The following is a 20,916-nucleotide window of genomic DNA, read 5'->3' on the forward strand; positions in this document are numbered from 1 at the left end:
AAGGGATGGACACGCACATGGCCGTGGACTTGAGTTTGTTGGACGAGGACCAGCGCGTCGCCGCGACCGCGCCGCGGGGGCCGGTGTGCATCCTCGCGGGCGCAGGTACCGGCAAGACTCGGACCATTACGTACCGGATTGCCAACCTGGTCGACCAAGGCATGGTGGCACCGACGAAGGTGCTCGCCGTGACCTTTACCCAGCGCGCCGCGGGCGAGATGGCCGACCGTTTGCGCACGATGGGCGTGGGCGGGGTGCAGGCGCGGACCTTCCACGCGGCGGCGCGTCGGCAGCTGCAGTACTTTTGGCCGCAGATCGCGGGCGATTTGCCCTGGAAGCTGTTGGACAACAAGTTCCCCTTAGTAGGGCGCGCCACGCGCGCGGCCGGGCTGGATTCCGGCAAGGAAATGGTGCGCGACCTGCTCAGCGAGATCGAGTGGGCGAAATCCAGCGTGATCGGCCCGGACGACTACGTCGAGCGCATCGCGGGCACCGAGCGCACCCCGCCCGCGGACCCGGCGAAAGTGGCGCAGGTCTATAAGCTCTACGAGGAGGCGAAGACTTCCCCGGACGGCATGCTGCTCGATTTCGACGACCTGTTGCTCCACGTCGCGGGCGCGTTGGAAAACGCCCCGGCGGTGGCCGAGGAATTCCGGGCGCAGTACCAGTCCTTCGTAGTGGACGAGTACCAGGACGTCACCCCACTGCAGCAGCGCGTGCTGGAGGGGTGGCTGGGCCAGCGCGACGACCTGACGGTGGTGGGCGACGCCAACCAGACCATTTACTCGTTTACCGGGGCGACGCCGAACTACTTGCTGAACTTTTCGCGGACGTACGAGCACGCGACCGTCGTCAAGCTGCAGCGCGACTACCGCTCCACACCTGAGATCACGGACTTGGCCAACACCGTCATCAGCAAGGCGCAGGGCCGGGTGGCGGGCACGCGCCTGGAGCTTAAGGGCATGCGCGAGCACGGCCCGCAGCCGACCTTTACCGCCTACGACGATGAGCCGACCGAGGCGCGCGAGGTGGCGATCAAGATCCGCCAGCTTCTCGACGCCGGCGTGCCCGCCCGCGAAATCGCCGTGCTCTACCGCATTAACGCCCAGTCCGCGGCGTTCGAAGCCGCGCTTGCCGACGCCGGGATCGTCTACCAAGTCCGCGGCGGGGAAGGCTTCTTCCAGCGCGGCGAGATCCGGGAAGCTATCCGCGCGCTCGTCGGCGCGGCCCGGCGCACGGATCTGCCCGACGACCCGGTTGCGGTGGCCCGCGCCGCGCTCGCGCCGATTGGGCTGACCCCGACCGAACCGGAGGGTGCGAAGGCGCGTGAGCGGTGGCAGACGCTCTCGGCGCTGGTCGACCTCATCGAGGAGATTGTGCGCAGTCAGGAGGCCTCCACGCTACCGGACGTGCTGCGTTCACTGCGCAGGCGCGCTGAGGCGAAGCAGCCGCCCGCCGTCGACGGTGTCACGCTGGCGAGCCTGCACGCCGCGAAGGGCTTGGAGTGGGACGCGGTGTTCCTCGTCGGCCTGGTGGAGAACACGCTGCCGATCTCCCACGCGATCAAGGCGGGCGACGTAGAGGTGGAAGAGGAGCGCCGCCTGTTCTACGTCGGCGTGACCCGCGCGCGTGAGCACCTCCATCTGTCCTGGGCACTGGCGCGCCAGGAGGGCGGGCGCAAATCGCGTTCGCGCTCGCGCTTCCTCGACGGCATCGCCCCGGAGCTGGAAGTGGAGAAGACGCCGGAGCGGGTCAAGCGCAACCGCCGCTGCCGCGTGTGCGGGAACCTCTTGGCAACCCCGGCGGAGAAGACGCTGGGCCGCCACGAGGACTGCGAGCCCGGTTTCGACGAGGAGGTCTTTGCCGCGCTGAAACGCTGGCGCCGCGACGAGGCGCGCGCCGCGGGCAAGCCCGCCTACATCGTGTTTACCGACGCCACGCTCATGTCCATCGCCGAAGCCATGCCCGCCGACACCCAGGAACTCCTCGGCATCTCAGGTGTGGGACCGGCGAAGATCGAGCAGTACGGACAGGGCGTGTTAGACACGCTCGAAGAGTTCCGGTGATGGGTGTGGGCGATTCGATCCGCCACGAGTCGGGACAGACCTACCGAGTCATCCGCTCGGCGCGGCGTACCCGCACCATCCAGAGCAGGATCGTGGACGGGATCGTGGAGATTCGCATCCCGGCCAGGCTGAGCAAAGCGCAGGAAGCCGCGGCCGTTGAGGAGATGCTGGCGAAGGTGGCCGCCAAGACCTGCTCGAGCGCTTCCAGTGATGCGGATCTGCTCGCACGTGCAGAACAGCTCAACCGGGAGGTGCTCGAGGGCAAAGCGCGTATCGGCTCCGTACGCTGGTCGGACAACCAGCGCACACGCTGGGGTTCGTGCACGACTTCTACGGGGGACATCCGGATCAGCTCGCGGCTGAAAAACGTGCCTGATTACGTGCTTGACGCCACGGTGATCCACGAGCTCGTACACACCTTCATTCCCGGTCACGGTCCCGAGTTTTGGGCGTGGGCGGATCGCGCCCCGTTTGCCGAGCGGGCCAAGGGCTACCTCGAGGCCTACCAGCGTTTTAGCTAGCACGTTTTAGCTAGCTCCGTTTGGGGTCGCCGGGCTGGTTGCAAATGGAGCTAGCTCCGTTTGGGGTCGGCGGCGGAGTGCGACCTGGCGTTTTGTTGGCGGGCGAATCGTAAATGGAGCTAGCTCCATTTGGCTGCAGGCCGTACGTTGCACGCCGTACGCTGCACGCCACACGCCGTTTATCCGCAGGCGTGCACAGACCGTCCGGCGGCGTAGTCGTCCATGGCGGCGACGGCCTCGTCGAGGTTCTTCACGCTGGCCACGGTCATGTCACCGGTATCGACGGTGCGCACCGCGTCGCAGTTGCCCTCCGGGGCGAGGAAGAGCTCCACGCCCGCGTCGCGCGCGCCGGCGAGCTTGTGGGTGATCCCACCGATGGGGCCGACCTCGCCGGATTCGGCGATGGTGCCGGTGCCGGCGACGAACTTGCCGTGGTTGAGCTGGCCGGGGCTCAGCTTGTCGATCACGGCGAGCGAGAAGATCATGCCCGCGCTCGGCCCGCCAACGTCGTTGAGGTTGTAGTTGACTGTCACATCCCCCGCGGGCTCCGAGGTCATCAGAATGCCCATCATCGGCTCGCCCTTTTCGTGCGGGTTCTCGCCCAGAGTGATGCGCACCTCTTTGGTCTCGTCTCCGCGTGAGATTTCCACGGTGAGCTCGTCGCCGGGGGCATGGGCGCGCACGGCGTCCTGGACCTCGCTGGGTTGGGTCACTTCGTTGCCGTCGACGGCGGTGAGCTCGTCGCCGGGCTCAAGAGCATCCGCGGACGGCGAGTCTTCCAACAGGTCGTGGACGATGACCCGGGTCGGTTTACCCAAATAGCGCATGGCGGCGACGGTCGCGTTGCCCTCGGAGGCGGCGAATTCAGCCTTGTTGTACTCGCGCAGCTGATCCTCGTCCAGGTTCGGCGGGAGGATCTGGCTGACCGGGACGATGGAGTCGTCGGTGGTGATCCAGCGGCCGATGGCCTGGGGGAGCGTCATGTTGGTGCGCACCGACACCGTGGTCATGTTCAAGTTGCCCGCGACCGGGTCGGTCTCGGTGCCTTCGATGTCGATGACGTCTTCGCCGTCGACGTCTCCAAGCGTGTTAAACATCGGGCCCGGGCCCTCGGCGGCGTAGGGCACAGCCAGGGTGATGTCGGTGCCGGGGATGTGGTCGATGGACAGCAGGAGGGTAAGGGCGGCGACGGGGATTGCGCCCCACGCCACCGTCGAGAAGCGCCTGCCGCGCACATCGTCTGCTGCCTGTGCAACCTCTGCCGCTTTTTTCACACAGGCAGCATAGCGCAGCCGTGTTCGCTCACAGCGTCCCGGCTGGGCACAAAAGTAGTCGCGCGAGCGCTTGCACGCTATGTATCGTGGCGTGTATGAGTAACGGATTCGGATTCTCCTTTCCCAACGACGATGACGACGAGGGCAAGCGCAAACGCGATGAGAACGACGCGTCGAACCCCTTCGCCGCGTTTGGCTTTAGCGGCGGCCAGGCTGGCGGTGGGTTCGGGGACATCCTGAACCAGTTCGGCCAGATGCTCTCCGGCATGGGCACCTCCTTTAACCAGGCCGAAGCCAAAGACCAGGCGGTGAATTTCGACATGGCCCTGCGCATGGCACGCCAGCGCGTGGGCGACAAGGCGGCGGTCGCCGCGGGCGATAAGAAGGCGGTGGAGGAGTCCCTGCGCCTGGTGGATCACTGGCTGAGCGAGACGACCACGCTGCCCGCGGCCGAGTCCAAGGCGCAGGCCTGGAACGCGGACGACTGGCTGGTGGAGACCATGCCGATGTGGAAGCGCATGGTCAACCCGGTTGCTGAGCACATGAACCGGGCGCAGATGGACCAGCTGCCGGCAGAGGCCCGGGAGATGATGGGGCCGCTGGCCGGCATGATGAATTCGATGAACTCCATGAACTTTGGCATGCGGCTGGGCCACGCGCTGGGGGATTTGGCCCAGCAGGCGCTCACCGGCACCGATTTCGGCATGCCGGTCGCGCCCAGCGGCGTCGCCTCAGTGCTGCCGAAGAACGTCACCCAGATCGCCAAGGGCTTAGAGGTGCCGGGCCAGGAGGTCATGGTCTATATCGCCGCGCGCGAGGCGGCCCGCCAGCGGCTGTTCACACACGTGCCGTGGCTGGTCGAGCGCATCGTTGCCTCGGTGGAGGAATACGCCGCTGGCCTGGAGATCGACACCTCCAATATTGACGAAGCGACGCGCAGCCTCAACCTGGAGTCGGGCGACCCGCAGCAGATTCAGGAGGCGCTGCAGAACCTGCAGAATATGGACCTCTCGCCGCGCGTCGGTTCCCGCAACGCCGCGGCCACCGCGCGCCTGGAGACCCTGCTCGCGCTCGTCGAGGGTTGGGTCGACGTGGTCGTAGATGCAGCACTGGCGGAGCGGATCCCGTCCGCGCCGCAGTTGGCCGAGGCGTGGGCGCGCCGCCGCGCGACGGGTGGTTCGGCCGAGCAGGCCTTCGCCAACATCGTCGGCATCGAGCTCGGCGCACCGAAGGTCCGCGAGGCCGCCGAGCTGTGGCGCCGCGTGGACAACGCGGTGGGCGTCAAGCGCCGCGACGAGGTGTGGAACCACCCCGACTTCCTGCCTACTGCGGAGCACCTGGACAACCCCGCCGCGTTTATCGACGGGCTGTTGGACGACACCACCGATACCGACTTTGACGCCGAGTTCAGCAAGCTCGAAGAGGAGCTGCGTAACAACCCTGACCTCAAGCGCAAGGACGGCGACGGTAAAGACGACGGCAGCGAGGACGGCACTGAGCTTTAGCCGCTAGCGGCGCGACGTCGTCTCCGAGGCCTTCGTGGTTGTTGCTTCCTGGGTCTTCTCCGTCGCGCCCTCCTCGCTCACCTCGGCGAGCCCCAGCTTGCCGATGCGCTCGCGCGGATCTTCCTGCTCAGTAGACACCAGCTGCTGCAGCACCTGGCCGCGCTCATTATCCACCACGGTGATAATCGCGGAAGTGCCCAGGGTGGACCAGCCGACGATGCGCTCGCCGTCGTCCTCCACAATCCGGGAGGAGCGAAGCTCGGTCAAAAGCTGCGTCGTCGACGCCGCCTTCGCCTCCGAGTCGAAGAACTGGAACTGCCCGATCTCCGCCCCCGAGCAGTCATAAGAGCCGCTGACTCCTGTCGCCGCGCATGTTTCAAGCTGAGTGAACAGTGACTCCGGGGCGAGGGAAGCGAAGGTTTCCGCGACCTTCGCAACCGTCTCATCTTCCGCGTCGCCACCGCGCTTGCTTGTCGACGCCCGCGTGCTCGATTCCGTGCTTGTCTCTTGCGAGGAAGACGCCGTGGGTGTCTTTTCGGTGCTCGTCGTGGGTGAAGCGCTTTCGCTTTGCACTGTGCTCTCAGCGCTCTCAATGGCTTCGGTGGCCTCAGGCGTGTCCTCCCCGCCACCGCCGCAGGCGGTGAGCGCCACTGAAGCGGCGAGCAGGGCGGGGGCGAGGATGCGGCGATGCGACACGGAAATTGGCTCCTTAGATACGTTTACACGTGCGTTGTCTACCGATAGTACGTCAAGGGTGAAGGCGACTCCCAGCCGTTACCCCAGCTCCTCTGGCTCGCGGTCCAGGCTGTAGCGCAGAGCGGCGATCACGTTTGGCGCGACGTTCGGCCCGCCGCGCAGCTCGATCTCGTCCTGGGCGAACATCCCGCGCTCCTCCAGCTCCTCCTCGGTCAGGCGCATCTGCAGCAGGGTCTGCTCGATATCCTCGCCCCGCAGCACGCCGGAGAACAGGCGGGCAGGGCGCGGTGCTGCATCGGGGCCCGCGGAAGTGTCGCGGAAGACGATCTCCTGGGCCAGGACGACGCCCTCGACCTGCTCGGGCCAAGCGACGCGGGAGACGTAGTCGGCCAGCTCGTCGCTGCCCGGGCGGATGTGTTCGGGCAGCTCTTGGACGACCAGGGTTAAGGGGGAGTGCGCGGCGTCGTCGGCAAGCTGCGTGAGCTCGTCGACAAGCAGCTGCGTCGGCACCAGCGCGAACAGGGAAGGCGGGGCGTCCCAGCCCTCGGCGTGGACGAACTCCACAGCCTCGGTCATGGCTTTATTCAGGGCTTGCTGCGAGCTGAAGTTCTGCTGCACGGGAACCTTTCTGGCTGTTTATTCGTTACACAAATTAAGCTACTTAAAGCTAGAAGCTTAATACGCACGCAAAGACTATTTCGAAGGAGCAGGATTGGCTACCCGCGTCAACCAGCCTCAACCCAACGCGAAAAAGTCGAACAAGACGATGTTGACGGCGATTATCGTCCTCGGCGTCATCTTCACGCTCGTGCCCATGCTGATCGGTCTGTACACCGATTTTCTGTGGTTCGGCGAGCTCGACTTCCGCGGGGTGTTCAACCGGGTGATCATCGCCCGGGTCGTACTATTTATCGTTTTCGCACTCCTCGGCGGGGGAATCGCTTACCTCGCGGCATGGCTGGCGTGGCGCGGTAGACCAGATGAGATGCCGGAGGCGGACCTGTTTTCGCCCAGCGCACAGTACCGCGCTTCCATCCAGCAGGGTATCCGCTCCCTGCTGGTAGCGGTGCCGCTGGTCGTCGCGGTCTTCTCCGGTCTTGCAGGCCAACGGATGTGGCGTACCTTCCTGCTGTGGTTCAACGGCTCTGACTTCGGGGTCTCGGACCCACAGTACGGTAGGGACCTCGGCTTCTACGCCTTTGCGTTGCCGGGCCTGTCCGTGGTGGTCAGCACGCTCAGCATGCTGCTCATCGTTGCATTTTTGATCGCGCTGGTAGCGCACTACCTGCTTGGCGGCATCCGCATTGGTAACAGGGCCGTCGGGCAGACTGGCTACGTCTCCAAGGCGGCTCGCGTGCAGCTCGCGGTGACCGCCGGTGTGTGGATGCTTATCAAGGCGGTCGGGTACTGGCTGGATCGCTACTTCCTGCTCTACGGGGAAAACGACATCTTTACCGGTGCGTCGTACACCTCCATCAACGCGATGCTGCCGGCCAAGATTATCCTCACCGTCATCGCGCTGATCGTTGCCGCCGCGTTCTTCGCCTCCGTGGTGTACAAGGACTTCCGCATCCCGGTGCTGGCCACCGTGCTGATGCTGGTGTCCTCCCTGGTGATCGGTAACGTGTGGCCGGCGCTTTTGGAGCAGTTCTCGGTCAAGCCGAACCGCCAGGCCAAGGAACGCGAGTACATCGGCCGCAACATCGAGTCCACCCGCTTCGCGTATGGGTTGACTGAAGACACGGTCACCTACGAGGAAAACTGGGGTGCGGACACGGTCTCGAATAACGAGGTCGCAGACGACTGGGCCACCATCAGCAACATCCGCCTGCTGGATCCGGAGATCCTGTCGCCCACCTTCACGCAGAACCAGCAGCTGCGAAACTTCTACGGATTCCCGGATCAGCTGGCCATGGACCGTTACGAGGTCGACGGCGAGATGCGCGACTTTGTCGTCGCCGCCCGTGAGATGGACCCGAAAGCCCTGCGTGAGAACCAGCTCGACTGGATTAACCGCCACACCGTCTACACCCACGGCAACGGTTTCGTCGCCGCCCAGGCCAACACGGTGGATGAGGCGGCGCAGGACGCCGGCTCCACCCGCGGTGGCTTGCCCATCTTCACGGTCTCTGATTTGCAGTCCAACGCAAAGGCCGCGGAGAAGAAGGATGCGGAAGAGCTGGGCATCCGTGTGGACGAGCCGCGCATCTACTACGGTCCGGTGATCTCCTCTGCTAAGGACGGGCTGGACTACGCCATCGTGGGCGATAACGGCCAGGGCCCGGTCGAGTACGACACGGACAGCTCCACCTACACCTACACCGGCAAGGGCGGAGTCAACATTGGCAACTGGATCAACCGCGCAGCGTACGCGGTGAAGTACCAAGAGCTGAACATGATCCTGTCGGACCGAGTCGGCGCGGACTCCAAGCTGCTGTACGACCGTGACCCGCGCGAGCGCGTGGAGAAGGTCGCGCCGTGGCTGACCACGGACTCCAAGACCTACCCGGCAGTCATTGATGGCCGCGTGAAGTGGATCGTGGATGGCTACACCACGCTGTCCCAGCTGCCGTACTCCACGCGTTCCTCCCTGCAGGACACCACACAGGATGCGCTCAACCCGGATGGCACCACCCAGCGGTTGGTGAATAACAACCTTGGGTATATCCGCAACTCGGTCAAGGCCACCGTTGACGCCTACGACGGCACGGTTGACCTCTACCAGTTCGACGAGGAAGACCCGGTGCTCGAGGCATGGATGGGTGTGTTCCCGGACACGGTGCGTCCGCACAGCGAGATCAGCGATGACCTGCGCGAGCACCTGCGCTACCCGGAGGACCTGTTCAAGGTCCAGCGTGAGCTTTTGGCCCGCTACCACGTGGACGACCCGGGCGTGTTCTTCAACAACGACGCCTTCTGGTCCGTGCCGAACGACCCGACCGCAGCAGAGGGCCGCAAGGAGCTCAACCAGCCGCCGTACTACGTGGTGGCCGCTGACCCGGAGACCAACGAGTCCTCCTTCCAGCTGATCACCCCGTACCGCGGCCTGAACCGCGAGTTCCTGTCCGCACACATGTCGGTGTCCTCGGACCCGGAGAACTACGGCAAGATCACGGTCCGCGTCCTGCCGACGAATACGCAGACGCAGGGCCCGAAGCAGGCGCAGGACGCGCTGATGTCCTCCGACCAGGTTGCGCGCGACCGCACGCTGTGGGAGGGCTCGAACGACCTGAAGAACGGCAACCTGCTCACCCTGCCGGTGGGCGGCGGCGAGATCCTCTACGTCGAGCCGATCTACTCGCAGCGCAAGGACCAGGCCTCGGCCTTCCCGAAGCTGCTGCGCGTGCTGGTGTTCTACCGCGGCCAGGTCGGCTACGCGCCGACGATCTCCCAGGCGCTCAAGCAAGTGGGCATCGACTCCAAGGCGGCGCAGGACATCGAGCTTGTCGACGAGGGCGCGTCCGACAATAAGGACGCCGACACCCCGGCTGAGAAGTCGCAGGAGGCAGAGGCCGAGGAGAAGACCCAGCCGGCCCCGGGCAACAAGGACGAGGCCATGCAGGGCATCAACGACGCGCTGCGGAACCTTGAGGGCGCTCGCGACGGCTCCTTCGAGGAGTACGGCCGCGCACTCGACCAGCTCGACCGCGCGGTGGAGGCGTATCAGAACGCCGAGTAGCGTTTAGTGGGCTAGCCGGAACGCAGGAAGCGCCGGGGACGGAAAACGTCCCCGGCGCTTTGTTATGCCTGGCTAGACCTGCGGGTTGTGCACCAGGATCCGGTCAACCTGGTCCCATAGGCCCGCGAACACGGGACGGCTGAAATCGCCAGGCAGCAACTGGTCGGTCTCGGTGAGCGCGAGCGGGTCGTCTTCCGCCCCGGCCATCCGTGCCTCTGTCACATCCAGCAAGCGGGCTAGCCGGGCAAGGTTGAGCTGGTACGCGCCGTCGAGCGCGGGCTCCGTGACCGCCTCGATCCAGCCCACCTCTTCAAACAGCGGGATGTGGGTGATGAGGATGTTGTGCCGGACCCACCCGCCCTTCCCGTTGCTCTGGCCGAAGTGGGTGATGAGTCCGGTTCGGCCGGGACGGACGGTGCCGTCGACGTCGAGAAGCGGGCCGTCGTGGTCGTCGGCCAATTGTGACATCGTGCCCAGGATCCGGTGTTCCCGCCGGGTGAGCGAGGGGATCTCCACGCTGTGCACTGCGGCTCGCAGTAATTCTGCCAAGGGCGCCTCCTTGAAGTTAAGCGGTGAGCAAGGATGTGCAATTCTAGCGCCCGCCCCGGACATGAGACTGCGAGTTCTCGAAAGAGTGGGCGATGTTTTGGTGTGCGCTCGCTAGTCAGGCGTTCTGTTCGGAAGCCTCGATGTCGGATGCGGCAGCGTTGCTCGCCTGCTTCGGGCTGTACGTCAGGATGGTGCACAGTGCACCGAAGAGGGCGACGATGCCGAAGCCGTAGAAGCCCCACGGCATGACCAGCTCGTGGCTGATCAGGATGCCGCCGAACAGCGGGCCGGCGATCGCGCCGAGGCGGCCGATGGAGGCCATCGATCCCATGGCGGTGGCGCGCAGGCGCACCGGGAATGTGGTGGCGCAGAGCGCGTAGATGATCACTTGAGCGTTCATGGCGAAGAAACCTGCGATAGCCACGATCACGAAGATCAGGCCTGGGACGTTGAAGCGCATGAGTGACAGGAAGATTGCGGAGAAGCTGAACCAGATAATCGCGATCATTCGCGGGTTGAAGCGATCCGCAAGGTAGCTGGAGGTAAACAGGCCGAACCCGGTACCGATATTCAGGACGACCAGGAAGAAGGCGGAGGAGCCGAGGTTGAAGCCGGCTTCGCGCATCATCATTGGCAGCCAGGTGTTCAGCGCGTAGATGATGAGCAGGCCGGAGAACGCCGCGCCGTAGACAGCGAGGGTGTTGCGAATCCAGCGCGGGTGGAACAGGTCCACCATTGGTGCCTTATGCACCTTTACTAGTGGTTCGTGCACGTCGACCCAGGCCAACCCGTACTTGTCCACAATATGCTGCGCTTCGGTGAAGCGGCCTTTTGCGCGCAGGAGGTCTGGAGACTCCGGCAGCCACTTCCACATCAAGAACACGAGAATCATCCCTGGTATGCCGCCGATATAAAACAGTGCACGCCAACCGAAGGAGGAGAGCATGAACACGCCGAGCAACGCCACGGTCAGCGCGCCGAGGGTGTAGCCGAAGAAGACGAGCCCGTTGGCCAGGCTGCGGCGGGACGGGGTCGCAAACTCGGTTGCCAGCACGATCGCGGTCGGGATACCGGCACCAAGACCAATTCCAGCGATGACCTTCAGTAGTCCGAAGATAAACAGGGTGGGCGACATGCCACCAAAGAAGGTGCAGAGGGAAAAGATCAGGGTGGAGACCATGAGGGTGCCCTTGCGGCCCATGCTGTCAGCACCGGGCCCGACGAGCATGGCACCGACCATCATGCCGACCATGCCGAGCGTGGCGATCATGGTGATCTGCTCTGTAGATGCCATAAAGCTTGGATCCGTTTTGAGCACGGGGATGGCTACGCCCATGATGGCAAGGTCATAGCCTTCGAGATAGACGGCGAGCATGCAAAGCCACAGCACGATGCGGGCTTTAGGGGTGAAGATGGGACCCTTCGGGGTCACGGGAGCGGAGACAGTAGTCGCCATGACACCTCCTCGGTGTGATGCGGGACAGGGGGGAGCCTAGAGATGAGTTGCGGATCACAATTGCTGAACTGCGAATCAGTATTACATAACGCTCGTTAAATGGGAAGTAGTTTGGGGCAGGAACTTTTTTGCAGAGGGTGTTGGGGTGCTTTGTTGTGCCCGCTTTTTGCGCTTTAGCTGGCGATTTGGTCTTTGGTGGGGCGGTCAGTATAGTTACTTCACGTTGCCGATACGGCAGCAGGTGAAAAGAAAATATCACCCGACGCGGGGTGGAGCAGCTCGGTAGCTCGCTGGGCTCATAACCCAGAGGTCGTAGGTTCGAATCCTGCCCCCGCTACTAAAATAAGACCCCTACCAGTGGAAACGCTGGTAGGGGTCTTTTCTTCTGCTTAAACCCGGAACCCAATGGTGTGTTGGTTTTGCGCGATCTCGGTTTCAGCAATGTCCATCAAACGCACGAGACGGGGCTTGATGTGCATTACAGGTTAGGCTAACCTAACTCGAGAATGATTGCTATCTTCTGAGAGGGCAACACAGTGCCGCTTGTGACTGACGAACCCGAGCACCTAACCCGAAACCGCTGCGTGGACGCGGCCCACACACCCGGAGACAGAACCAGATGAAGTCGATTGCCCAGATCGTCCAGCCGAGGTTCCTCAGCCGCTATGCGCGTGAACCGATGGATGCCGCCGCCGTCGAAGGGCTGCTCGCCGATAGCGGCATCGCTTACGCGCAGACGTTCGCCGAAGCCAACGGGTTGAAGCTGGGCGGAGCCTCACACGTCGGCATGGTGTACTTCCGCACTCTCACGAAGAAAAGCGCGATCGGGGAGGCGGGCAAGTGAGCGCCGTGGACGGGACCGTAGGCCCGTGGTCGCTGCTCGCCCCGATTCGGACCCGGATGCGTGCGGTGGTCGCGTTATCCGTCCTGTCGTCGGTGGCTACCGTCGCTTCGCTGGTCGGCATCATCGACATCGCAATGACGTACCCGGAGGCTCCGGAGCATCGGACGTGGTTGGCCGTGGCTGTCATCGTCGTCGCCGCAACGGTGCGCATGGCCGCGGACGGCGCCGCCGGCATGCTCTCGCACCGGGCGGATAACGACCTGCAGCTCCACCTCCGGCGCCGGCTGGTCGCCCAAATCCGGAAGTTGCCGCTGGGCTGGCTGGACGCCCGGCGCTCGTCGGGAATCATCGAGTCGGTTGAGAAGGACGTCGCGGCTGTCCACCAGCTCATGGGCCACACCGTCGGTGAGACCGTGGTGGCGGTGCTGGTTCCCCTGCTTTCCCTCATCGCGCTCGTCGTGGTGGATTGGCGGATCGCGGTGGTGGCGGTCGTCCCGGTGCTGGTCACCTTCGCCCTGATGGGCGTGATGATTTCGCGCGGAGCCGCTCTTCAGCGCGACTACGAGCGAGCCTCCGAAGGAGTGACGGCCGCGGTCATCGAGTTGGTGCGCGGTATCCCGGTGATGAAGTCCTTCGGGCGCGCTAACCAGGGCGCGGGTCGTTACGATGCCGCGGCGTTGTCGTTCGTCCGCGCGTGGTCCGCCTGGTCCCGGCAGTCGAACATCTATCTCGGGCTCATCGACGTGGTGACGTCCCCGACCACAGTCCTTGCGGTGGTGTGTGGGGCCGGCCTCGCTCTGAGGGACGCCGCGGGCGGCATACCGGAGGGTTTCGTCGCCGGGCTGGTTCTCAGCCTTGGACTCTCCGCGGCGATCGTGCGGGTGGCCATGAACTCCGAACCCATCATCGCGGGGATCGCTGCCCTGAAGTCCATCGCGGAGGTGCTGAGCACGCCGCCGATCGCCGAGCCCGCCGATCCGGTGCCCGCGCGCAGAGGCGCGCTCGAGGTCCGGAACCTGGTCTTCTCCTACGGCGATGGGCCGCGGGTCCTCGACGGGATGTCCGCGACGTTCGAACCAGGGACCCTCACTGCGCTGGTGGGGTCCTCCGGTTCCGGAAAGTCCACCGTCGCCCGGCTGTTGGCGCGTTTCCACGACCCCGTTGAAGGCTCGGTGCTGCTGGGCGGCGTCGATCTTCGCGACATCGCCGTGCGCGACGTGCACCGCTCGGTGTCGGTGGTGTTCCAAGATCCGCAGTTATTCACGCTGCCGTTGCGGGAGAACATCCGGCTGGCCAGGAGAGACGCCACCGACGACGAAATCATGGCGGCCGCGAAGCTCGCGAACCTCGATGCGGTCATCGCGGCGCTGCCGAAGCGCCTGGATTCGGTGGTCAACGTCGACGTGACCTTTTCCGGTGGTGAGGCGCAGCGCGTAGCCATCGCGAGGTCGATCGTCACGGACGCGCCGGTGCTCATCTTCGACGAGGCAACCGCTTACGCGGATCCGGCTTCCGAGGCCCTCATCCAGTCCGCAATCGAGCGTTTGGCCCGTTCGCGGACGGTGATTGTGATCGCGCACAGGTTGAGCACGATCCGCAACGCCGACCGCATCCTCGTTCTCGATGGGGGAGCGGTCGCGGAGGCGGGTACTCACGACGAGTTGCTTGCGCGCGGTGGCCGCTACCGGGATTTGTGGCGCGCGTTCACGCTCGACGACGAACCATCCGCCCCGCGGGGTACTGAATCAGACGATGAAAAGGCGGGGAACCGATGATTCGAGACTTGTGGTCGATGACGGATCGGCGCTCGAGAATGACGCTGGTGTGGCTCATTGCGTTGGCCACGCTTGCCGCGCTGGCCCAGGGAGCGGCGTTCGTCGCGCTGCTGCCGCTGCTGTCGGCTCTGGCCGAGGGAGATGATGCGACGGCGTGGCGTTTCACCGGCGTCATAGCCGGCCTCGCGGCCGCCCATGCGGTGCTGTCCCTCGCCGCGGGGACAGTCGGCAGGGCGAATTCCGCAGCGGTGCTGTCGTCCCTGCTGCGTTCCCTGGGCGAACGCGTGCTGACGTTGCCACTCGGGTACGTCACCAAGTCCACGGCCGGCCGCTTTTCGGAGATGGCGTCGTCGGGTATCGCGTTCGCGGCGTCCGTGCCGCACGTGATCCTGCGGCCCGTCATCGCCGCGGTGGTTACGCCGACCGTCATCGCCTTCGGAATTCTGGCGGTGGATTGGCGCGTCGGTTTGGTTCTTGTCGCGTCGGCGCCGGTGCTCTTCTTCGCCTACCGGGCCATTGGCCGGGTCGGCGGGGAGTCGGACGAAGCGCATGCTGAGGCCGTCGCTGCCGTCTCCGGCAGGCTGATCGAGTTCACCCACGGTCAGCAGGCGATTCGCGCCGCGGGCGACGGTTCGGCGGCGGACGTGATGGTGGATGAGGCTATCCAGGCCCAACACGATGCGTTCGCGAAGGCGACGTCGACGCAGGGGGCGGCCATTGGACGGTTGGGTTCGATCGTCCATGCGGTGTTCACGGCGGCGGTGATCGTCGCCGTGGCAGTCGCCGCGACGGGCGGGATGGCGCCGGCGCATTTGGTGCCGATACTCATCGTGCTCGTCCAGTTCACCGGACCGATCACCACGGCGGGAGCGTTGTCCGGCGGTTTCGGTGCGGGCCGCAACACGTTAGCCGCGTTGCGTGACCTGCGGGCAATCCCCGCTCTTCCCGAACCTGCCGCACCGGAGCTGCCCGACGGGCATGACGTGGAGTTCCGCGGCGTGAGCTTCGGGTACGGGGATAAGAAGGTTCTCGACGGCGTCAGCTTCCGTGCACCTCAGGGAGCGCTGGTTGCCGTAGTGGGACCGTCGGGGGCGGGCAAAACGACGGTCATGCGGCTGCTGTCGCGTTTTCACGATCCGGACTCGGGGGAGATCCTCATCGGCGGGGTGCCCTTGCCTCGGATCGGCACCGATGGCGTGAACGCGCTGGTGACCCCGGTGTTCCAGGAGACGTTTCTTTTCGACGCGTCCGTGCGGGACAACGTGGTCTTCGCCGACCCCGGATTCGGTTCCAGGCCCGGTGACGGGGACCGCTTGCGCGAGGCCGCCCGGCGTTCCGGGGTGGACCGCATCGTGGAGCTGCTGCCTTCCGGGTGGGATACCCCGGTGGGGGAGGAGGGGACGCTGCTGTCGGGAGGTGAGCGGCAGCGCCTCGCCATCGCCCGGGCGCTTCTGAAGGATTCCCCGGTGGTGCTTCTCGACGAGCCGACGTCCTCGCTGGATGCGGCCACTGAGCGGGCGATCGTCGGCACGATTGAGGCGTTGCGCGGCGATCACACTGTGATCGTCGTCGCCCATCGCCTGCACACCATCCGCGATGCCGACCTCATCGTCGTGCTTTCGGAGGACGGGACGGTCGCAGAACGGGGCACGCACGATGAATTGCTGGCGAAGGGCGGCCGCTATGCCGAGTCGTGGACCACCACGACGACGGCATCGGAGAAGCGCGGATAGCTAGTTCATCTAGCACCAGATTGGCTTAGTTCCCAGGAGCCAAAGCGCACCGCGCAGACACCCCAATGGAGGAGCAAGAGCACGAGGAGCGCCAAGGAAAGTGTGTGCCAGCCTTCGTCCCAAGCACCCAAGCACAGGGTGCCCACGGGGAAGGTAGAGCCCCACCAACCAGGGCCGTAGGGCGCCCAGTGGAGGACAGCCTCGTAGAAGCAGTACATGGCGTAGAGGACACACGGTGCGCCGAGGGTGAACATGATGAGGCCGTAAAGGTGAGCGTCGAAAAGCAATGTCGATGCTGCCGTCGACTGGCCGACAACACCGAGGGGAATCCACGCTGTACCCGCGGCGGCGCCACGCGGGCGCGTGCGGGACCAGTAGCAGTAGAGGAAGAGTGGGATCGCGGTGAAGAACGTGAGGAAGAAGCACAGCTCACCCGCGTAGTGATAAAACTCGCCGTGATGGGTGGCCAGCTGCCCGCCGGATGTCGCGGCGACCATCGGGGACACGAGCGCCAAGCCCCACGGGAACGCTGGCTCGGTGTAGTGCGCGGACTGCTTCCACAAACCCCAGAGTTGCCACAAGCACACGATGATGGCCAGTGGCGCGCCGATCCACCAGCTGGCTAGCTGGAAGGCGTCGTTGCCGGTCAGCGCAGTCCACGCCGAGCCGCACGCGAGAAGCCCCATCGTGTACATGCCCCACGCCGCCATGTTCTGGTGCTGGGGAGGCGCATTGCGCGCGCCTGCGGTGAAGATCAGCAGCAACAATGCCGCGATCAGGGCGAACACGAGCTGGCCTACGTGCAGACCGTGGAGCCCAGACAACGTGGAGGCGATAGAAGTGCCCATCAAGGCGCCGGCCCACGCGGGGCCAAACTTTGGCAACTGCATAGCCACCACGCTAGGTCTGTCACCAGCGATTTTGACAATCTCACCCCGTATGGGGTGGAACGCCCCCTAACGGCGGCGGACAATCTCCATCGCGCGCGTCGCGTCGAGGACGTCGAGGTAGGGCAGGGGATCGATATCCATGTCCTCGACGTAGTCGGTGAGCATGGTGCGCACTACCTGGTGCAGCTCGTCGACGTCCCAGGGCTTGGCAATGTAGTGGTCCAGGTTGGCCTCGTTGACCGCGCGTACCGTGTCGCGCAGCTGGGCCTGGCCGGTGACCAGGACTTTGCGGGTGGCGGCGGTGCGGTCGTCGTCCATCATCTGGACCAAGAACTCCACGCCGGTGGTGCCGGGCATGCGGTGGTCGCACAGCGCGAGTGCGAGTACGTCGCCGTCTTCGGTGAGCTCGTCGATCACCTCCCACGCTTCCTCCACGTCGGAGGCGACCTCTACGCGGATGTGCTCGGCAAAGGGCAAAAGGTCGCGCTCGACGGCGGCGCGGACTTCCGCCTCGTCCTCAAGGATCAGGATGGCAAGGTTCATGGTGTGTCTCCTTCGTCGTGTGCGTGCGGGCCGTCGATGGGCAGGCCCACGGTGGCGCAGGTGCCGTTGGTAGAAGAGGTCAGTTCGATCGTGCCGTGGTGTGCGCTGACGATGCCGCGGCAGATGCTTAAGCCGATGCCCATACCGAAGCGGACCTCCCCGTTCTTCGTGGTAAAGCGGGGCTCGAAGAGCTTATCGATGCGCTCGGGCGGGATGCCCGGTCCGTCGTCGATGACCTCGACGCGCACCCAGCCAGGCTTCGAGGCGCTTGTGCGAATCGTGATGGTGGAGCCTTTGCCGGACTCCTCGATCGCCTCGGCGGCGTTGGTGATCAGGTTCGTCCACACCTGCGCGATCTGCCCGGGCGTACACGTCACGTGCGGCAGTTCGGCGAAGTCCCGTTTGACCTCCACGCCGCGCAGTTTGTGGGCGATCAGCTGCAGGGTGTCTTCGATGCTCTGGTGCACGTCCACGTCGGTGACCGGGTCGCCGTCAGGCCGTGCGTAGGCGCGCAGCGAGGCCACCAGCTGCGTAATGCGCGTCGATGCGGTGGAGAGGTTGCGTAGGGCAGTGCCTATCGACGCCGCGTGCTCCACCGTCTCGTAGTCCAAGCGTCGATTCGCGCGCACCTGCTTGGCAAAGTCCACGTCGTGCAAGCCCGCAAGCACCCAGCGCTGGGCGAGCGCCCTATCGCCGGTGACTTCGGTCAGCTCGCGCCGCAGCGCACGGGCCTCCTTGGTGCTCACCGCATGCGAGCTGCGCGCCGCCTCCAGTGCGTGGCTGGTCGCCTCCCGCCACCTGCGGTTTGGGCTGGAGGTGATGAGTCCTTCGACGTCTTCGGCGAGGTGGTCCGCGGTGCGTTCGATCGCCGCCATTGGGTTGTTCAGCTCGTGGGCCACGCCGGCGGCGAGTTCGCCGAGCGAGGCGAAGCGCGCCTGGCTCATCAGCTCGCGGCGCGCCGCCTCGAGGTTGTGCAGTGCCGTGGTCAGCCGCGCCCGTTCTTCTTCCAACTGCGCGGTGAGCTCGTGCTGCTCGATCTGGATGTCTTCGGCGCGGCGCAGGCGGCGGTCGTAGGAGCGCACAAACAGGATATTGAACAGGCGCGAAAGCTCTGGCTCCTGGCGGATGAGGTAGTCGACCTGTTCGGTGGGCAACTGGACTGCGACCACCTCGGTGGTGGTACGGGCGGTGAAGAAGCCGACCCGGTTGCTCGCAAGCGCGAGTAGACCGATCACATGCCCGGTGGAGGCGTGGTGCATGACGATGTCGCCGGCGTCGGTAAAGCGCTGCAGCAGCACTTGACCGGAGAGCGCGAAGATGACCTCCTCGACGTAGTGGCCCTCCTTCGTCAGGTAGACCCCAGGAGGGAAGGTCAGGCGCGGTTGGTAGCCCAAGTGCTTGTCTGCGGCCTCGATGATGCGGGTGATGATCTCCTGGTCCGTCAGCCCGACGTCCAGCTCGGTGACCTCGGGTAAGTCGAAGGTGCCGGCGATCGAGGGGTCGCGCTTGGCGCGCATGTACCAGTAGCGGTTGAGCTGCTGCTGGATGTTGTGCAGGAGTGCTTCCGGCTTGATCGCCGGGGTGAACACGAGCATGTCGAGTCGGCCCATGTCTGTGAGCGCGTCCAGGCCCGCGATCTCGGGGGCGGTGGTCAGCACCATGACGCGGGTGTACTCAAAACCGGGCTCGGAGATCAGCTCCAACAGCGGGTGGTCGGCGGCGAGGCCGTCCTCGTGGACGGTGACGGTGACGAGGGCGAGCGGGTCGCCGTCGAGAAGCGAGCGCAGGTGCTCCACATTATCGGCGGCGAGGATGTCGTGCGTGCCGCCGATCGCCTCGTTGACCACCTGCTGCACGGCGCGTGTGGCCTGGGATTTGCCCACGATGGCGAGGGTGGAGCGTGGCAGCATTTAGGACACCAGCCCCATCAGCTGCCAGACGGGCGGCAGGGCGAAGATCAGCAATAGGGTGGCCGCGGTGCCGACCACGAGCCCGACCAGCGCCATCTGTGGGATGGAGATTTCCTTGGTGGCGTACGCAATCGCGTTCGGTGGCGTGGAGATCGGCAGTGCCATGCCCAGCGAGCAGGCGATCGCCACCACCGCGGCGACAACGAGCGCGTTGATGCCGTCGAGTGAGAGCGCGAGCGAGACCGCCAGCGGGACGAGTAGGTTGGCCGCCGCAGAGTGCGAGATGACGTTCGCCATGCCGAAGCCGATCAGGCCGAGGACCGCGAGGATCGCAAGCGCGCCCATAACCTCCCAGCTGACAGAGCCGACCAGCCACTCGTCCAGGCCGCTGGCACCCACGCCCGTGCCGAGTGCGATACCGCCGGAGACTAGCCACAGCACCGGCCAGTCGAGCGCCTGGACGTCCTTGCCCTTCATCACCTGCAGGCAGAGCAGCGCCACGACGGGGATGAAACCGACAGTGTTGGAGGAAATCCCGTGGAGCGGCTCGCTCATCCACAACAGGATGGTCAGGCCCGCGACGGCGTAGAAGAGCTTCGCGTCGGTAGAGGTGTTCCACTTCGAGCGCATCTCGATGGAAATGCGAGTTTCGGCGGGAATGAAGACCAGGCAGAGGAACACCCAGGCAAAGGCCAACACAACAAACATGAAGGGCACCGCCATGAGCATCCAGTCGGTAAAGGAGACGCGGATGCCGTGCTCGGCGAGCGCGCCGATCGCGATCGCGTTCGGGGGCGTGCCAACTGGGGTACCGATGCCGCCGACGTTCGCCGCCAGCGGGATCGACAGTGCCACACCGGCGCGTGTCTTGCCCGCGGGCAGCGTCTTCAGAATCGGGATGACCACCGCGAACATCGTCGCCGTGGTTGCTGTATTCGACATGAACATGCTGAGCACAGCGGTAATGAGCATGATCCCCAGCACCGTGAGTCGTGCCTTGTCCGGGAAGGGGCGCAGCATAATGGCCGCGAGGTTGCGGTCCAGGCCGAACTTTTCCGCCCCGTGCGCAATCATGAACCCGCCCAAGAAGAGAATGATCACCGGGTGGGCCAGCGCGGAGAAATAGGCGGAGGCGGGCAAAAGCTGCTCGGTAAGCGCGGGGTCTCCGCCGGTGGGGTCTACCAGCGCGCCGTCGGAAAGCAAGAGGACTTCGAGCAGGATGACCAGCACCGCCGTCGCCGTCAGCGGGACCGGCTCAAGCACCCAGAAGACGATGGCGAGCAAGAAGATCGACAGCATCCGGTGCCCGGGGGTGGACAAGGCCGGAATCTGCACGAAGAAGGGAATGAGAAAACAGATGAGGCCCAGGCCCAGGCCCACCAGCTGCTTTGTGCTCAGCTGGGGGCCTTTGGCTGCGAGCGCGGGCGGGCGTTGTTTCGAGCGGCGTTGTGTCTCCACCATGTGTCGAAGTCTAC

General features: G+C 65.0%; 16 protein-coding genes and 1 tRNA gene. 8 read left to right on the forward strand and 9 right to left on the reverse strand.

Annotation, left to right across the window (positions count from 1 at the left end):
- Positions 1 to 5 precede the first annotated feature (5 nt).
- On the forward strand, positions 6 to 2,066 hold the full coding sequence (locus CIMIT_RS02895; protein ID WP_269457516.1) for an ATP-dependent DNA helicase UvrD2: 2,061 nt from the start codon (positions 6 to 8) through the stop codon (positions 2,064 to 2,066).
- Between the two features lie 5 nt (positions 2,067 to 2,071).
- Positions 2,072 to 2,587, forward strand: coding sequence for a M48 metallopeptidase family protein (locus tag CIMIT_RS02900; RefSeq protein ID WP_231910329.1), 516 nt, complete (start codon positions 2,072 to 2,074; stop codon positions 2,585 to 2,587).
- A gap of 179 nt (positions 2,588 to 2,766) precedes the next feature.
- On the opposite strand, the gene CIMIT_RS02905 is transcribed toward CIMIT_RS02900, so the two are convergent.
- On the reverse strand, positions 2,767 to 3,861 hold the full coding sequence (locus tag CIMIT_RS02905; RefSeq protein WP_051904748.1) for a YlbL family protein: 1,095 nt from the start codon (positions 3,859 to 3,861) through the stop codon (positions 2,767 to 2,769).
- 95 nt (positions 3,862 to 3,956) lie between these two features.
- On the opposite strand from CIMIT_RS02905, the gene CIMIT_RS02910 reads away from it, so the two are divergent.
- Positions 3,957 to 5,366, forward strand: coding sequence for a zinc-dependent metalloprotease (locus tag CIMIT_RS02910; protein WP_038588897.1), 1,410 nt, complete (start codon positions 3,957 to 3,959; stop codon positions 5,364 to 5,366).
- Positions 5,367 to 5,369: 3 nt separating this feature from the next.
- On the opposite strand, the gene CIMIT_RS02915 is transcribed toward CIMIT_RS02910, so the two are convergent.
- Complete coding sequence (locus CIMIT_RS02915) at positions 5,370 to 6,062, reverse strand: hypothetical protein (protein ID WP_038588900.1); 693 nt, start codon at positions 6,060 to 6,062, stop codon at positions 5,370 to 5,372.
- Between the two features lie 78 nt (positions 6,063 to 6,140).
- The gene (locus CIMIT_RS02920) at positions 6,141 to 6,680 is read right to left on the reverse strand and encodes a PPA1309 family protein (protein ID WP_038588903.1); all 540 of its coding nucleotides are present in this window, start codon (positions 6,678 to 6,680) and stop codon (positions 6,141 to 6,143) included.
- A 148-nt stretch (positions 6,681 to 6,828) separates the two neighbouring features.
- On the opposite strand from CIMIT_RS02920, the gene CIMIT_RS02925 reads away from it, so the two are divergent.
- Complete coding sequence (locus tag CIMIT_RS02925; RefSeq protein WP_038593839.1) at positions 6,829 to 9,741, forward strand: UPF0182 family protein; 2,913 nt, start codon at positions 6,829 to 6,831, stop codon at positions 9,739 to 9,741.
- Positions 9,742 to 9,813: 72 nt separating this feature from the next.
- Here the strand turns inward: CIMIT_RS02925 and CIMIT_RS02930 are convergent, their stop codons facing one another.
- Together CIMIT_RS02930 and CIMIT_RS02935 are read right to left on the reverse strand one after the other, a co-directional pair.
- A complete protein-coding gene (locus tag CIMIT_RS02930) occupies positions 9,814 to 10,290 on the reverse strand; it encodes a hypothetical protein (RefSeq protein WP_144311799.1) in 477 nt (158 codons plus the stop codon).
- A gap of 115 nt (positions 10,291 to 10,405) precedes the next feature.
- Entirely contained in the window at positions 10,406 to 11,746 is a 1,341-nt protein-coding gene (locus CIMIT_RS02935) for an MFS transporter (protein ID WP_051904750.1), read from the reverse strand.
- A gap of 263 nt (positions 11,747 to 12,009) precedes the next feature.
- Between CIMIT_RS02935 and CIMIT_RS02940 the strand changes: the two genes are divergently transcribed.
- From CIMIT_RS02940 to CIMIT_RS02955, 4 genes are all read left to right on the forward strand, one after another.
- Positions 12,010 to 12,083, forward strand: a tRNA-Met gene (locus CIMIT_RS02940).
- A gap of 282 nt (positions 12,084 to 12,365) precedes the next feature.
- Complete coding sequence (locus CIMIT_RS02945) at positions 12,366 to 12,590, forward strand: hypothetical protein (protein WP_038588908.1); 225 nt, start codon at positions 12,366 to 12,368, stop codon at positions 12,588 to 12,590.
- A gap of 56 nt (positions 12,591 to 12,646) precedes the next feature.
- Positions 12,647 to 14,365 carry an ABC transporter ATP-binding protein gene (locus CIMIT_RS02950; RefSeq protein ID WP_231910358.1) on the forward strand — a complete coding sequence of 573 codons (1,719 nt, stop codon included), beginning with the start codon at positions 12,647 to 12,649 and terminating at the stop codon, positions 14,363 to 14,365.
- Positions 14,362 to 16,098 carry an ABC transporter ATP-binding protein gene (locus CIMIT_RS02955; RefSeq protein ID WP_038588914.1) on the forward strand — a complete coding sequence of 579 codons (1,737 nt, stop codon included), beginning with the start codon at positions 14,362 to 14,364 and terminating at the stop codon, positions 16,096 to 16,098. The genes CIMIT_RS02950 and CIMIT_RS02955 overlap by 4 nt, the downstream gene beginning before the upstream one ends.
- A gap of 5 nt (positions 16,099 to 16,103) precedes the next feature.
- Here the strand turns inward: CIMIT_RS02955 and CIMIT_RS02960 are convergent, their stop codons facing one another.
- The 4 genes from CIMIT_RS02960 to CIMIT_RS02975 all read right to left on the reverse strand — a co-directional run bounded on the left by CIMIT_RS02960 (position 16,104) and on the right by CIMIT_RS02975 (position 20,902).
- The gene (locus CIMIT_RS02960) at positions 16,104 to 16,988 is read right to left on the reverse strand and encodes an SLAC1 family transporter (RefSeq protein WP_084674249.1); all 885 of its coding nucleotides are present in this window, start codon (positions 16,986 to 16,988) and stop codon (positions 16,104 to 16,106) included.
- 66 nt (positions 16,989 to 17,054) lie between these two features.
- Positions 17,055 to 17,531: a response regulator gene (locus CIMIT_RS02965; RefSeq protein WP_038588917.1), complete on the reverse strand. Its 477-nt coding sequence runs from the start codon at positions 17,529 to 17,531 to the stop codon at positions 17,055 to 17,057.
- Entirely contained in the window at positions 17,528 to 19,441 is a 1,914-nt protein-coding gene (locus tag CIMIT_RS02970) for a sensor histidine kinase (RefSeq protein ID WP_051904751.1), read from the reverse strand. The genes CIMIT_RS02965 and CIMIT_RS02970 overlap by 4 nt, the downstream gene beginning before the upstream one ends.
- A complete protein-coding gene (locus CIMIT_RS02975; RefSeq protein WP_051904752.1) occupies positions 19,442 to 20,902 on the reverse strand; it encodes an SLC13 family permease in 1,461 nt (486 codons plus the stop codon).
- Positions 20,903 to 20,916 lie beyond the last annotated feature (14 nt).

This window comes from Corynebacterium imitans (assembly GCF_000739455.1).
Classification (GTDB): Bacteria; Actinomycetota; Actinomycetes; order Mycobacteriales; family Mycobacteriaceae; genus Corynebacterium; species Corynebacterium imitans.